Here is a 13,904-nt window from a genome sequence, read left to right as displayed (position 1 = left end):
ACGGTGAGCCCGTGGAGATCTGGGTCAATCCGCGGTGCTCGAAGTGCCGCTCCGCCGTGTCGCTGCTCGACGAGGCCGGTGCCACCTACACGGTGCGCCGCTACCTCGAAGACCCGCCGACGCCCGCCGAGCTAGAGGCCGTGCTGGACCGGCTCGGGCTCGATCCGTGGGACATCACGCGCACGGGCGAGAAGGTCGCGGCGGAGCTCGACCTGAAGTCGTGGTCGCGCACGCCGGCCGATCGTGCCCGCTGGATCGAGGCGCTGTCGGCCAACCCTTCACTGATCCAGCGCCCGATCATCACGGCCGACGACGGCACCACAGTCGTCGCGCGCGACGAAGAGACGGTCCGTTCCGTCCTGGGCTGACACGCCCGGATGTCGTGCCGTTGTTCCGTCCATTCGCCTCCCCTGTTTCTCGGTGCGCGGGTTCTCGGTGAGTCCTGAGTACTGCTGTGCCGGTGGTGTCTCAAAAGTATCATAAAGCGTCTCAATAATGCTAGCCCGGCAGATGGCGGTACACCGTCGCGCGTGAGACGCCCAGCTCGTCGGCGATCCGGGCGGCCGAGAAGCCCTCGTCGTGGAGCTTGCGGCACAGGACCATCAGGTTGTCGGTCATGACCGTCGGCCGGCCCCGCCCGGCACGCGGGCGCGGCTGGTCGAAGAGTCGGTGGACCCCGTCGAGCACCGCGGCGCGCAGTTCGTCGGCCGGTTGATCGGCGAAGAGCACCACCGGGTCGCTGAGCATGGCGATGGCCTGCGCGGCCCGAACGTCACCGGCGAGGTCCCCGCCGGGGCCTGCCACGATCAGGTTCGCCCGCAGCATGCCGTTGCGGAAGCGGTCGAACACCGACTGGGACGCCGTCAACCCGAGGTCGCGCAGGTTGAGGCGCAGCAGGTAGCGGTGCCGGAGCCACACGTCGAGCAGGCCCTCGATCACCGCGTCCCGGGCCCGGTGCGGGTCCGGCGCGAGGGCCTGGGCGGAGTCGATCGCGGCCTCCAGGTCGACCAGCATCGGCTCGGTGAGCGCGGCGATGATGTCGGCCTTGCCGGGGAAGTGGTACAGCACCGCGGTCTTCGTGACACCGACCCGTTCGGCGATTTCCCGCACCGACGTCGCGTGGTATCCGCGCGCGGCGAACATGTCCATCGCGGCGCTCAGGATGCGGGCCCGGGTGTCGGGGGGAACGTCTTCTGTCACCCGGTCAGCTTACCTCCTTGCCTGACCAGTGGACAGGCGTGTACCTTCGGCACTGACCGACGGTCAGATAGATCGTCGGGCTGGGGAGGAATGACCGATGGCCACGAAGACAGTGCTGATTTCCGGTGCGGGTGTCGCCGGACCGACGCTCGCCCACTGGCTGGTGCGCGCCGGGTACCACCCGACCGTGGTGGAACGCGCGGCGGGACTGCGCTCGAGCGGCAGTCCGGTCGACGTGCGCGGGCCTGCTGCCGACGTGGCGCGGAAGATGGGCATCAGCGCGCGGCTGCGGGAGGCGGCCACCGGCGTCACGAGCCTGAGGTTTGTGAACGACCGGGGGAAGAGCGTCGGCCGGGTGCCGATGGACGATGGCGGTGGCACCGGCGTCGAGCTGACCCGCACCGATCTCGCGCGCATCCTGCACGACGCGAGCGGCGACGACGCGGAGTACGTGTTCCAGGATTCCGTAGTCGCGCTCGCGCAGGATGCGGGCGGCGTCGACGTCACGTTCGAGCACGGTGCGCCGCGGCGGTTCGACCTCGTGGTGGGCGCCGACGGGCTGCATTCGGCGGTGCGCCGGCTCGCGTTCGGGCCGGAGCCGGGATTCGTGGAGCACATGGGCGTATACGTTGCGACCATGCCGTTCGACGGACCGGTGAGCGATCGCACTGAGATCGTCATGTACAACTCGCCGGGGCGTGCGATGGCGCTGCACCCGTCGCGGGAGCGCGGGATCGTGGCGTTCATGTTCCGCGGCCGGGCGGTGCCCGGCTTCGACCACCGAGACGCGGAGCAGCACAAGCGGTTGCTGGAGAACGCGTATGCCGGGGCGGGCTGGCGGGTGCCCGAGCTGCGCGAGCACGTGCGCGTGGCCGAGGACTTGTACTTCGATTCCGTGAGCCGCGTGCGCGTCCCGAAGTGGTCGGCGGGCCGGGTGGTGCTGGTGGGCGACGCGGCTTCGTGTGTGTCGTTGTTCGGAGACGGCTCGACGCTGGCGATGGCTGGGGCGTACACACTCGCAACCGAACTGGTGGCGAGCCCGCACGATCCGGCCTTGGCCTTCCGGCGGTACGAGGCGGCGCACCGGAAGCTGTCGGATCCCAAACAGCGCAAGGTTCCCGTGGCCACGGCGTTGCTGATCCCCGCGACACGTGCGGGGATGGCGGTGCGCAACTTCGGAACGCGGTTGCTGCCGTTGGTGAGCGCCGCGCAGAAGCTCGCGCTGGCCAAGGGCGCGTGACGCCTGCGGAACAAGGGTTCTACGGTCGCAGCCGCGAGTGGGTTCCGGCGCGACCCGTGGGTGCTGCCGGCTGCCGAGGCGGGATGCGAGTGGTCAGCTGACCTTCTCGCGCGGGAACGGGTCGGGCGGCCATTCCGGGGGCAGCTCCGATGGCCAGATCGGTTCGGAGTCGGCAGTGGAGTGGTCCGGGATGGAGTGGCCTCGCCCGGGTCCGGTGGGGTGTGGCTGGCGGGCGAGGGTGCTGCTGGATTGGGACTGGCGGGGGAGCGAACCGCCGCTGGGCTGGGACTGGCGAGTGAGTGGGCCGCTGGGGTGGGTCTGGTGCGGGAGCGGGCCGTTGGGATGGGACTGGCCGGGGAGGGTGCTGCTGGGTTGCGGCTGGCGAGGGAGTGGGCCGTTGGGTTGAGACTGGTGCGGGAGGGAGCCGCTGGAGTGGGACTGGCCAGGGAGCGTGCTGCTGGGTCGAGACTGGTGCGGGAGGGAGCTGCTGGGTTGAGACTGGTGCGGTAGCGAGCCACTGGAGTGGGATTCACGAGGACGCGGGCCGCGGGTCTGGTGCGGTTGCGGGCCTCCGGGTAGGGGCTGGCCGGGGGCGCCGACGGAGACCTCGGAGACATCAGAGACGCCGGAGAGGCCGGAGGCATCGGCGGCGCGGCGGGAGGGGCTCTGCCAGCGGCCGGTGGAGCGTTCGAGCCAGGCGCGGGGGAGCGTCCAGAGAGCGACGAACGCGTCGAGACAACGGAGGGGGAGGTAGAAGGGCGCCATGAGGAGGTAGCGGGCGCGGCGTTCGGTGAGGGCGACGGCGACCGTCAGGATCACGTCGGGCAGGAGGATGCCGAAGGCGATCGTCGGGAGGTTGACGTAGTGGCCGACGGCGAGGGTGACGTCGCCGGCTACGGGTACGGCGAGGAAGCCAGGCAACTCAGCGAGGAGGAGCAGGACGACCACGAAGGGGAGCAGGGCCATGAAGACGCTGGCCAGTACGAGTTCGACGAGGTAGAGACCGAGCATGGCCGTGAAGAGGTCGGCGCGTGGCCGGAAGCGGCGGACTGTCTGCCAGAAGCCCAGGGCCCACCGGCGGGTTTGGCGCACGTAGTCCCGCAGCGAGTCCGGGTCCTGGGTGACGGCGACGGCGCGCAAGGAGAAGCCGACCTTGCCCAGGCGCCGGCGGTACACCTCGAACGTCATGTTGAAGTCCTCGATCACGAGCCCCGGCGGGTTGATGTCGATCCGCGGCAGCACGTGGGCTCGATAAAGGCTGGCGAAGCCCGGGACGATCGGCGTCGCGTTGGTGCGGTGCCAGGTTTGGCCGAACTTGAGGAGGCGTTGGAGCACGGCGTAGATGCGGGAGCGGTGCGCGGTGAACAGCCAGGCGGCAAACCCCCGCTTGGCGGCGGACCAGTCGGTGGCGGCGCAGCCGGCGACGGCGACCACGGCCGGGTCGTCGAATTCCGGGAGGGCGGCGTCGAAATAGCCGGGGTCGAGGCGGGTGTCGGCGTCGAGCAGCAGCACGGCGTCGAAGCGGGTGGCGAGGGAGAAGTGGCGCACGCCTTCTTCCAGGGCGCCGGCTTTGCCGACGTTGACGGGAGTCTCGGTGACATTCACCCCGCACGCGAGGGCGATCTCGACCGTGCGGTCGGTGGAACCGTCGGAGACGACGTGGACGTTTTCGGGCCGGACGAGGCGGGTGATGGCGGCCAGCGAGTCGGCGATCACGATCTCCTCGTTGTGCGCGGCCATGAGCACGGCGACCCGCGAGCGGCGCACGCCGCCCGGGTGGCGGCACGGCACGGGCAACGGCTGGGCCGGCCGCGGCCGGCGGAGGCGGTTCTCGATCGCACGCGCGAGCCCGGCAGTGCCCCACAACGTGAAGTTCACCCCGAAGACGAAGATTGCCATCAGCCAAAGGGGGATCATCGAGCCTCCGCGGGTGTCCAGTAAGTGTCGAGTTTGGACCAGACGAGGTCGTCCTCCGTGCCGAACAGCCAGAGGAACACCCCGCCGATCCGGAACTGCCGCGCCTGTGCGAACTTGATCGAGGCGCTGTAGGCGTTCTCGAACCAGACGTCGTGCCGCTGCCCGGCGGAATCGGTGTAGGTGAAGTGCGGCGACTCGCTGAAGCCGTCCCACTCCACGGCCGCGCCGAACTCCCGCGAACGGCCGTAGGCCTGCACCCACGTCACCGGCACGCCGCTGTGGCCCACCCAGTCGTAGCCGTACATCGGCACGCCCAGGACGATCTTCCCGGGCGGGATCTGCGTCACGGTGTACGTCAGCACGTCGCGGACCCAGCCCTCGGGCGCGATCGGGCCCGGTGCCGATGTCTGCCAGTGGTAGTCGTAGGCCATCAGCCGGACCTGGTCGGCCACACGGCCCAGCGCGGCGTAGTCCTGGGCACGGTTGCGCTCGTCGTAGCCGACGTCCGTCGTCTTGGCGAAAACGTCGACCGACAGGCGTTTTTCGTTGCGGTGCAGCGAATCCGCGAGCCGCGTGATGAATTCCGTGAACGCCGCGCGGTCGCCGGCGCGCAGCTCCTCGTAGTCGATGTCGATACCCGCGAAGTCCTCACCCACGGCCAGCGCGACGATGTCCGCCACGTGCTGCGTCAGCTCCGGCGGATCGTGCAGGATCCGCTGCACGATCTGCGGGTGCCACCGGCCCTCGGTGACGTTCGCGATCGTCGGAGTCAGCTCCACGCCCGTGGCGCGCAGCTGCGCGAGATCACCCGTGCGCTCCGACTGCGGGACGAGCCGGCCCTCGGCGTCGAGGCCGTAGAGCCACGGCGAAGCCTCCGTCACCTGCGATGTGTGCGACTGCACCGTCGCGGTCCCGTCGGCCAGGTTCCAATAGGGGAGCGACGCGATCGTGTGTGGCCGCACGGCCGCGCGCGCTCCTCCGTCCCGCAGCAACGTCAGCACCAGCAGCTCGCAGACGAGCAGCAAGGCGACCCGGCCGCGGTGACGCGGCCGGGCCGGGCGCGTTGGCATCAACCGGCGACGGCGGCCCGCAGGTGCGCCCGCCGGTCGTCGATCACGGCGTCGATGGTTTCCCGCAGGCTGTGCGCCGCCCGGAACCCGACCTGCTGCGCGGCCCGCGCACAGTTCGGAATACGCCGCTGCATGTCCTCGTACCCCTCACCGTAAGCCTCGGAGTAGGGCACCTTCACGATCTCGCTGCCGGACTTCGTCGCCGCGATGACGAGCCCCGCGAGCTCTTCGATGCTCACCTGCTCCGGGCTGCCGAGGTTGTACACAGTGCCGTGCGCCGACTCGTCGTCGAGCAGCGCGACCAGCGCGGGCACGACGTCGAGCACGTGGCAGAAGCACCGCGTCTGCCGGCCCGTGCCGAACACCGTGAGCGGCTGCCCGGTCAGCGCCTGGTCGACGAACCGCGGCACGACCATGCCGTAGCGGCCGCGCTGGCGCGGGCCGACGGTGTTGAACAGCCGCACCAGCACCGTCCGCACCCCGAGCTCGGTGCCGTAGAGGTGGGTGAACGTCTCGTCGAGCGCCTTCGCTTCGGCGTAGGACCAGCGGTTCTTCAACGGCGAGCCGACCACGCGGTCGTCGTCTTCGCGCAGGCCGATCGACGTGTTCTTGCCGTAGACCTCGCTGGTCGAGGTGACGAGGATGCGGGCGTCGTGCCGCAGCGCCGCGTCGAGCACGACTTCGGTGCCGAGCAGGTTGGTACGCAGGCTCTGCAGGGTCTTGCGCATGATCGTGAACACGCCGACGGCCGCGGCGAGGTGGTAGATCTGCTCGACCCCCGCCAGGCACGACTCCACCGCCTCCGGATCGCACACGGAGCCGCGGACGATCCGCAGCCGTGGGTCGTCCGCGACGGCCGCGAGGTTCTGCGCGGTGCCGGTGCTGAAGTCGTCCAGCACCACCACCTCGCGGTCTTCGCCGAGCAGCCGCTCGGTCAGGTGGGAACCGATGAAGCCGGCCCCGCCGGTCACCAAGCACCGCATGGGTTCGCCCTTTCGTCGGAGTAATCGCTGGGATGGAACAGGCCGGCGCGGCCGCAACGGACAGGCGAAGCGGCCGCGCCGGGGTCAGACGAGTTCGCGGTGCCCGGCGGCCTCGAACGTGTAAGTCGCGTCGAGGACGAGGGGGCAGTGCTCGATCCAGTCGTAGGACTGTCCGGGGTGGACGGTGTGGATCAGCGCCAGGTCGAAGTCCGTGCCGTGCGGGTCGGGGACGCTCTGGAGCGACCGGTCGCCCAGCGACAGCTCCGGAATGAGGGGGTCGTGATAGTCGACCTTGGCGCCGCGAGCGGCCAGTCGCTCGAGGATCTCCAGGGCGGACGACTCACGCAGGTCGCGCACGCCGGGCTTGTACGTCACGCCCACCACGACGATGTGCGTGCCCGCCACCCCGCGGCCCGCGGCGGACAGCGTGGCGGTCACGCGGTCGGCCACCTGGCCCGGCCGGTGGGCGATCGACGTCATGGCCTGGCTGATCAGCGGAGCGGTGCCGCGGGCCTCGCGCAGCTGCCACAGCAGGTAGTGCGGGTCGCACGGGATGCAGTGGCCGCCGACGCCCGGTCCGGGGTAGAAGGTCATGAAGCCGTACGGTTTGGTCGCCGCCGCGCGCGTGACCTCGATCGGGTCGAGCTCGAACGTCGAGCAGATCCCGGCGAACTCGTTGGCCAGTGCGATGTTCACCGCGCGGAACGAGTTTTCGTACAGCTTCGTCAGTTCCGCCACTTCGGCCGAGGACACCTCGTGCACGAGCGGGGTCAAGCGTTCCAGCACGCGCCGTGCGCGGCCGGCGCACGCCGCCGTGCAGCCGCCGACGACGCGGGGTGTGCCGAGTTGCGTGTGCTCGGGGACGCCGGGGTCGATGCGTTCCGGGCTGAACGCCACGAACACGTCCTTGCCGACCACGAGGCCCCGGTCGGCCAACGGTTCCACGAGCAGCTCCCGCGTGGTGCCGACGTAGCTGGTGGACGTGAGGATGAGCGTCTGCCCCGGCCGCGCGTGCTCGACCACGGCCTGGCACGCCGACCGCAGCGGGCCGAGGTCCGGCGTCAGGTAGCGGTCCAGTGGCGTCGGGACGCAGACGATCACCGAGTCGGCTTCGGCCAGCCGCGCGGGGTCGCCGGTGACTGCGAAGCGGTCGTCGCCGCGGGCCGCCGCCAGGCGCGCGACGTCGGCGTCGACCAGGTCGGGTTCGCCGGAGGCGATCGTCTCGCGCCGCGCGGCGCTCGTGTCGAGGCCCAGCACGCGCGCGCCGGCGGCGTGCAAGCCCAGCGCCGTCGGCAGGCCCACGTAGCCCATGCCGACGACGGCGGTTGACGCGAGGTCGTCGGCCTCGCTGAGGGGCGATTCGGCCATGAGAGTCAAGGGAGTTCCCCTTTCCGGGCCGGCGTCTGGCCGGTGGGCTCGATGCCGGCGGCTCGGGCGATCTTCACGACTTCCAGTCCGCTGTGGACTTTCAGCTTGCGGAACAGGTTTCGGGTGTGCGTGCGCACGGTGTGACGGGAAAGCTGAAGCCGCGCCGCGATCTGGTCGCTGCGGTCGCCGTCGACCATCGCGACCAGCACTTCGAGTTCGCGCCCGCTCAATACGTCGAGGGGGCTCGACCCGGTCCGGCGCGGTGCCGCACCGTCGCGGCGCAGCCGGTCGAACAGCGCGGCCAGCAGCTCCGGCGGGTACCACGCGTGCCCTGCGCGGGCGCCGCGGACGCGGTCGAGCAGGTCTTCGAGCGAGCTCTCCTTGGGGATCCAGGTGTTGATCCCCGCGTGGGCCGCGCTCACCGCGAGCTCCCGATCCCGGCTCGCGGTGAGCGCCACGAAACACGCGGCTGGTGCCGCTTCGCGCCAAGTGCGGATCCGCTCACGCACGTCGGTGAGCGACTGCAGTTCGACGGTCACCACGTCCGGTTGCTGCGCCGAAAGCGCGGGGCGCAACGCCGGGTCCGTGGCGGACCGGGTGCCGACCACCCTGAGCCACGGCACGGTGGCGAGGCTCGACGTGAGCACGTCGGCCACCATGAGGTGGTCTTCGATCAGGAAGAGGCGGGTGATGTCCACGCCGCACAGCAAAGCAGCGCGCGCACCGGCTTGTCCTCAGCCAGCTGTGCGAAAGCGGACTCATGCAGATGACGGAGATCCCGCATTTGCGGTAGGTGGCCTCGTCTCGGAGGGGGATCCGGTGCCGCGGTCTGGACAATACGGTCGGTTCAGGAATCCCCGAGCTATTGGTGGCCACCCATGCAAAGAAGAAGGCGGAAACACCGCAAGCCCCGCGGGGGCTTCGACTTCCGGCGGGCGCGCACGAAGCTCGCGGTCTGCGCGGCCGCGCTGCTGTGCGTGCTGCCCGCGCTGGCGGCGGAGAGCTCCACGGCTTCCGCGTCGCTCGCGAGGCCGCTCGCCGTGAGCCTCACGTTCGACGACGGCAACGCGGACCAGCTGAACGCGCTGCCGATCCTGCAGAAGTACAACATGAAGGGCACCTTCTACATCATCAGCGGTTCGGTCGGCGCGCCCGGCTACCTCACCCAGGCCGACCTGCAGACGATCGCCGGTGCCGGGCACGAGATCGGTGGACACACCGTCACGCACCCCGACCTCGCCACGGTGCCCGCCGACGAGGCGAAGCGGCAGATCTGCAACGACCGCGCGGCGCTGGCCGGCATGGGCTTTTCCGTCACGAGCTTCGCGTACCCGTACGCGTCGCTGAACACCACGGTGAAGAACACGGCGCGCACGTGCGGGTACAACAGCGCCCGCGGACTCGGCGACATCGCTTCGGCGCACGGCTGCGCCGGCTGTCCCGCTGCCGAGACGACGCCGCCCCGCGACGCGTTCGAGCTGCGCGCCCTCGACGAGGACGACAACACCTGGACCCTGGAGCAGATGCAGAGCGCGGTCACCGCGGCCGAGAACATCGGCGGGCTGCTGACGTTCACCTTCCACCACGTCTGCGACGGCACGGGGTGCGATGAGCTGTCGATCCCGACCACGCGGCTCGACCAGTTCCTGTCGTGGCTGTCCACACGCACGAGCGTGGGCACGACGGTGAAGACCATCAACCAGGTCATCGGCGGCGCGGTGAAACCCATCGTGACCGCACCGGCGTCGACGAACACGACGCTGGCCAACACCTCGCTCGAGAGCTCGACGAGCGGCACGGGGTTCCCCGACTGCTACATGCCGGGTGGCTACGGCGCCAACACGCCGACGTGGACGCGCACCACCGACGCGCACACCGGAACGTACGCCGAGCGGCTCGACGTCACCGGCTACACGGACGGTGACGCGAAGCTCCTGCCGACGTTCGACCTGGGCGCTTGCACGCCCACGGTGACCGCAGGCAGCACGTACACCGTCGGCGTCTGGTACAAGTCCACGGCGATCACGCAGTTCGCGCTGTACTACCGCAACACGCAGGGCTTCTGGCAGTACTGGACGTCCGGTCCGTGGCTCGACGCGGCGCCGGGTTGGACGCAGGGCACGTTCACCACCCCGCCGGCGCCCGCGGGCGCGGTCGGGCTGAGCTTCGGCCTCGCGCTCATCGCCAACGGTTCCGTGACCACCGACGACTACTCGTTCACCGCGGGTTCGGGCGCTGCCGCGGCGGCGGCCATCCAGGCGTCGCCCACGAGTCCGCGGCGGTTCGCGGTGCCGAGCCGCAACTCGGTGAAGGCAGGCGTGTTCGGCAAGCACGCGAAACCGCTGGTTCCGTCGAAGCCGGGCCAGGTCATCGCTCCCGTGGAGCCAGGTGACTGAGGTCCACCCATCGTCGCTGCCCAGCTGGAGCCGCCGGGCAGCGGCCCGGGTCAGGTATGCGGTGTGGGGTCTGGCGGCCGTGTTGATCACCGCATCCTGCACCGGCGCGCCCGTCCACACCCCCCGGGCGGGCGCGCCGGCCGTGCAGCCTTCGCAGCAGAGGTATCCGTGGCACACGGGAATCGTCGCGACGACCTTCTGGGTCGGGGAGGTGTTCGACCCGGACGCCGAGGACGGCAGCCAGGTCCAGTCCGCGTACGACGACCGCTGGCTGGAGCACTACGGCGGCTGCGACGGCGTCGTCGTCGCCGGAAACTGCGAGACCGAACGGCGGACGGCGTCCAACGGATTCTTCCCCATTCACGTGGTCCCACGCGAGAATCCGTTCTACCTCGACCTTCCTTTCGACGATGTGGGTAACGAGACGGCACGCCGGCAACGCACCCAGGTGGTGCCGTGGGCGCACGAAGAGTACTATTCCGCGCGAATTTCCGAGCCCACCTTCAGTCTCCTGAAAAATCGCTGGGTTCGCATTCGCAACGAGGGCAGGATCTGCTACGGGCAGATCCAGGACGCCGGCCCCGGCCGGTACGACGACGCCCGGTACGTGTTCGGTTCCGACGACGCCCGGCCCGCGAACCATCGGTTCAACGGCGCCGGTCTGGACGTGTCACCTGCGCTGAACGGCTGCCTCGGGTTCACCGACCTCAACGGGGAGGATGATCGGGTGGACTGGCAGTTCTCCGACGCCGCCGACGTGCCACCCGGTCCGTGGCAGATCGTCGTCACCACGAGCGGTGTCACGCACGAGAGGTGATAACCGGCCGTTTCCGATCACCGTCTCATCACGAGTAACGCGCCCAAGATCGCGGACGACTTCTCTCGGTCGGGGAAGTAAAGGCGGGGGAAAAGGCCATGGAATCCGTGCCGGAACGTCGCGCGGGCACCGGGCGCCGAAGCGAGGACCGAACCGTCGAGGCCCTGTGGGGAGTGCTGCACGATCTCGGCCACGAGATCACGACACTGACCTACCTGGTCGAGGCGGAATTCAAGGATCTGGCCGGGGCGGGATTGATCGGCGAGCAGGTCGTGCGCCTGCGCACGCTCGTCGCCCACGCGCTGGCCGCCGAGACGCACGCGGAGGTCGTGCAGCTGCGGCCGTTGCTGGCGCAGCTGGTGAAGCTGACCGATCGGGTCAGCCGGTCGTCGGTGGTGCTCGTGGACGGTGCCGCAGCCGCGGTCCGTGCGGACAGCACGGTCCTGTGGCGGATCCTGGCCAACGTGCTCGGCAACGCGGTGCGGGCCGCCGGTGATGGCGGCCACGTGCGCGTGGAGCTCACGGCCAACTCGCCGGTCACCGTGTCGATCTCGGACGACGGGCCCGGGTTCGGGCGCATCCCGCCGGGCACGGCGTCGCTGGGCCTGGCGACGGTCGCGCGGCTGGCCGAGTCCTGCGGCGCGCAGACGCTGGTCGGTCCGGGCGAGCCGGCGGGCACTTGCGTGCGGATCGTCTTCCCCAGCCGGAAAAGTGAAGGGGAGGAACATCCATGACGAGCATCGTCCTCGGTGACGATCACAAGGTTTTTCTGGACGCCCTGGCCGGGCTGCTGGAGCGGAACGGGATGCGGGTGGTGGGCACGGGCCGCACCCTCGCGGAGGTGGTGGACCAGGTGCGCGGCGCGCGCCCGGATGTCTGCCTGCTCGACCGCAACTTCGGCGAGGGCCCAGTGGAAGACGGTGTCGCGGCGACGCTGCACGCCAGCCCGAGGACGAAGGTCATCATGCTCACCGCCAGCCCCGGCAACCTCGCGGTGGCCGACGCCCTGCGCTCCGGCGCGGCCGGCTACGTGCACAAGACGCGCGGCGTGGAGCATCTCATCAGCGCCATCGGCCGCGTCGTGGCCGGCGAAACCCACGTCGACGTCCCCGCCCGCACCGCCGAGCCCGCCGCGGAACGCTCGCACGAGGTCGACCTGCGCGAACGCTTTCTCACCACCCGCGAACGCCAGTGCCTCGCGATGCTCATCGACGGCAACACCACGGAGACCATGGCGCGCCGCCTTGGCGTGTCGACCGCGACGGTGCGCAGCCACGTCCAGGGCGTGCTGGTGAAGCTGGGGGTCCACTCCCGCCTGGAGGCCGCGGCCCTGGCGGTGCGCCACGCGCTGGTGCCGGCCGCGTCGCTGAATCCGGAGTTCGAGGCTCAGCTCGGCTGAGCCGCCGGGTCAGGACCCCGGCAGCTGGGCCTTGAACCGGTCGAGCCGGCGGCCGACGGTTTCGTCGTAGCGGCCGGGGTCGTTGGCGGGCGCGGCTTGCGCGACCGCCGCGTTCACGTGGTCGCGCACGGTGGCTGCCCACTCGGGCAGCACCCAGATCGTCTGGTAGTAGTTGCCGCGCATCGCCACGGCGGTGACCTCCTCGTACCCGGCCGCGGCTTCGAGGCTGCGCACGCCGTAGCGGACGTCGTGCACCTGCGGGCTCGGCGCGGTGATGATCACGACGGTCGGCCGGGCGTTCGTGATGACCGGAACACCGTGGTCGGCGAAGCGGTCGAGGTAGTCCATCGTCGGCCTCGACACGGCGTACGTCACGTACGTCGGCAACACCGCGGCCACGAGCAGACCTCCGGCCGCGCGAGTGGACCGGTGAAGCAGGAGCGACACCGTCAGCACGAGGAGAGGCAGCAGCAGCCAGAACGTGCCGGGTTCGTGCCCTTCGGACTCTGCTGTCGAGTGTGTCGCACATCTGCTGCCAGGGCTGGGTTATTCCTCGAATAAGGATGATCCACATCTCAGAGTGGACAACTTGATTGCGCACAATTGAGTTGTACTCTTCAGAGGCAAGCGAGAAGCCTGAACTTCACCGCACTTCACAAGGAGCCAGAGATGCGTACCCGGACCCGCCTCACCAAGATCGCCGCCGCCACCGTCGCGTTGGCCGCGGCCGCCGTGTTTGCTGCAGTGCCTTCGTCGGCGGCGCCGCAGCAAAAGGAAGCGCAGGGCAACCACAAGGTGAAACCGACGATCGTGCTGGTCCACGGCGCGTTCGCCGACGCCTCGAGCTGGAACGGCGAGGTCGAGCGGCTCGAGCGGCGCGGCTACTCCGTGATCGCGGCCGCCAACCCGTTGCGCGGGGTCGCGTCCGACGGGGCCTACATCAAGGCGCTGGTGGACAGCGTGGACGGGCCCGTCGTGCTCGTCGGTCACTCCTACGGCGGCTCGGTGATCAGCACCGCGGCGCTGAACGACCCCAAGGTGCAGGCGCTGGTCTACATCGCGGCCTTCCTTCCCGACCAGGGCGAGTCCGCCGGTGGGCTGTCCGCCAAGTTCCCGGGCAGCACGCTCGGTGACACGCTCCAGCAGGTCGCCCTCCCCGGCGGCGAGACCGACCTCTACGTGAAGCAGGACCTGTTCCCGAAGCAGTTCGCGGCCGACGTCCCGCCGGCTCAGGCGCGCCTCATGGCCGTCGAGCAGCGGCCGATCACCGCGGCGGCGCTCGACGAGGCCTCGGGTCCGGGCGCGTGGAAGAACATCCCGTCGTGGAGCCTGATCCCGACCGGTGACAAGAACATCCCGCCGGCGGCGCAGGAGTGGATGGCCCAGCGCGCCCGCGCCCACACCGTCGTCGTGCCCGGCGCTTCGCACGCTGTGCTCGTCTCGCGGCCGGACAAGGTCGCCGACATCATCCTGAGCGCGGCTGAGGCAACCACCAAGTAACGCATGCGACGAGC

General features: G+C 70.2%; 14 protein-coding genes. 7 read left to right on the top strand and 7 right to left on the bottom strand.

Translation table 11 applies throughout. From position 1 onward, the window contains the following. The first annotated feature begins 11 nt into the window (after positions 1 to 11). The gene (locus tag I6J71_RS37215; RefSeq protein WP_204091139.1) at positions 12 to 368 is read left to right on the top strand and encodes an ArsC/Spx/MgsR family protein; all 357 of its coding nucleotides are present in this window, start codon (positions 12 to 14) and stop codon (positions 366 to 368) included. A gap of 130 nt (positions 369 to 498) precedes the next feature. Here the strand turns inward: I6J71_RS37215 and I6J71_RS37210 are convergent, their stop codons facing one another. Beyond that, complete coding sequence (locus I6J71_RS37210) at positions 499 to 1,200, bottom strand: TetR family transcriptional regulator (protein WP_239154130.1); 702 nt, start codon at positions 1,198 to 1,200, stop codon at positions 499 to 501. A gap of 97 nt (positions 1,201 to 1,297) precedes the next feature. Here I6J71_RS37210 and I6J71_RS37205 point away from each other — a divergent pair, with 97 nt between their 5' ends. Further along, on the top strand, positions 1,298 to 2,440 hold the full coding sequence (locus I6J71_RS37205) for an FAD-dependent monooxygenase (protein ID WP_204091138.1): 1,143 nt from the start codon (positions 1,298 to 1,300) through the stop codon (positions 2,438 to 2,440). A gap of 93 nt (positions 2,441 to 2,533) precedes the next feature. On the opposite strand, the gene I6J71_RS50205 is transcribed toward I6J71_RS37205, so the two are convergent. From I6J71_RS50205 to I6J71_RS37180, 5 genes are all read right to left on the bottom strand, one after another. Continuing rightward, positions 2,534 to 4,339: a glycosyltransferase family 2 protein gene (locus I6J71_RS50205; RefSeq protein ID WP_304503253.1), complete on the bottom strand. Its 1,806-nt coding sequence runs from the start codon at positions 4,337 to 4,339 to the stop codon at positions 2,534 to 2,536. Positions 4,340 to 4,353: 14 nt separating this feature from the next. Beyond that, positions 4,354 to 5,427: a glycosyl hydrolase family 18 protein gene (locus tag I6J71_RS37195; RefSeq protein WP_204091137.1), complete on the bottom strand. Its 1,074-nt coding sequence runs from the start codon at positions 5,425 to 5,427 to the stop codon at positions 4,354 to 4,356. Continuing rightward, positions 5,427 to 6,410 carry an NAD-dependent epimerase/dehydratase family protein gene (locus I6J71_RS37190; RefSeq protein WP_204091136.1) on the bottom strand — a complete coding sequence of 328 codons (984 nt, stop codon included), beginning with the start codon at positions 6,408 to 6,410 and terminating at the stop codon, positions 5,427 to 5,429. The genes I6J71_RS37195 and I6J71_RS37190 overlap by 1 nt, the downstream gene beginning before the upstream one ends. Positions 6,411 to 6,494: 84 nt before the next feature. Further along, positions 6,495 to 7,778: a nucleotide sugar dehydrogenase gene (locus I6J71_RS37185; protein ID WP_204091135.1), complete on the bottom strand. Its 1,284-nt coding sequence runs from the start codon at positions 7,776 to 7,778 to the stop codon at positions 6,495 to 6,497. A gap of 5 nt (positions 7,779 to 7,783) precedes the next feature. Beyond that, a complete protein-coding gene (locus I6J71_RS37180) occupies positions 7,784 to 8,476 on the bottom strand; it encodes a response regulator transcription factor (protein WP_204091134.1) in 693 nt (230 codons plus the stop codon). 180 nt (positions 8,477 to 8,656) lie between these two features. Here I6J71_RS37180 and I6J71_RS37175 point away from each other — a divergent pair, with 180 nt between their 5' ends. The 4 genes from I6J71_RS37175 to I6J71_RS37160 all read left to right on the top strand — a co-directional run bounded on the left by I6J71_RS37175 (position 8,657) and on the right by I6J71_RS37160 (position 12,390). Further along, positions 8,657 to 10,174: a polysaccharide deacetylase family protein gene (locus I6J71_RS37175; protein WP_204091133.1), complete on the top strand. Its 1,518-nt coding sequence runs from the start codon at positions 8,657 to 8,659 to the stop codon at positions 10,172 to 10,174. A 211-nt stretch (positions 10,175 to 10,385) separates the two neighbouring features. Then, positions 10,386 to 10,991 carry a hypothetical protein gene (locus I6J71_RS37170; RefSeq protein ID WP_204091132.1) on the top strand — a complete coding sequence of 202 codons (606 nt, stop codon included), beginning with the start codon at positions 10,386 to 10,388 and terminating at the stop codon, positions 10,989 to 10,991. A 98-nt stretch (positions 10,992 to 11,089) separates the two neighbouring features. After that, positions 11,090 to 11,725 carry a sensor histidine kinase KdpD gene (locus I6J71_RS37165; RefSeq protein ID WP_204091131.1) on the top strand — a complete coding sequence of 212 codons (636 nt, stop codon included), beginning with the start codon at positions 11,090 to 11,092 and terminating at the stop codon, positions 11,723 to 11,725. Continuing rightward, positions 11,722 to 12,390, top strand: coding sequence for a response regulator transcription factor (locus I6J71_RS37160; RefSeq protein ID WP_204091130.1), 669 nt, complete (start codon positions 11,722 to 11,724; stop codon positions 12,388 to 12,390). The genes I6J71_RS37165 and I6J71_RS37160 overlap by 4 nt, the downstream gene beginning before the upstream one ends. 9 nt (positions 12,391 to 12,399) lie before the next feature. On the opposite strand, the gene I6J71_RS37155 is transcribed toward I6J71_RS37160, so the two are convergent. Further along, on the bottom strand, positions 12,400 to 12,837 hold the full coding sequence (locus tag I6J71_RS37155) for a hypothetical protein (protein ID WP_204091129.1): 438 nt from the start codon (positions 12,835 to 12,837) through the stop codon (positions 12,400 to 12,402). A 348-nt stretch (positions 12,838 to 13,185) separates the two neighbouring features. Here I6J71_RS37155 and I6J71_RS37150 point away from each other — a divergent pair, with 348 nt between their 5' ends. Further along, a complete protein-coding gene (locus I6J71_RS37150; protein WP_239155525.1) occupies positions 13,186 to 13,890 on the top strand; it encodes an alpha/beta fold hydrolase in 705 nt (234 codons plus the stop codon). The last annotated feature ends 14 nt before the right edge of the window (positions 13,891 to 13,904 follow it).

Source organism: Amycolatopsis sp. FDAARGOS 1241, from assembly GCF_016889705.1.
Classification (GTDB): domain Bacteria; phylum Actinomycetota; class Actinomycetes; order Mycobacteriales; family Pseudonocardiaceae; genus Amycolatopsis.
This window is presented reverse-complemented; position numbering and strand designations above follow the sequence as displayed.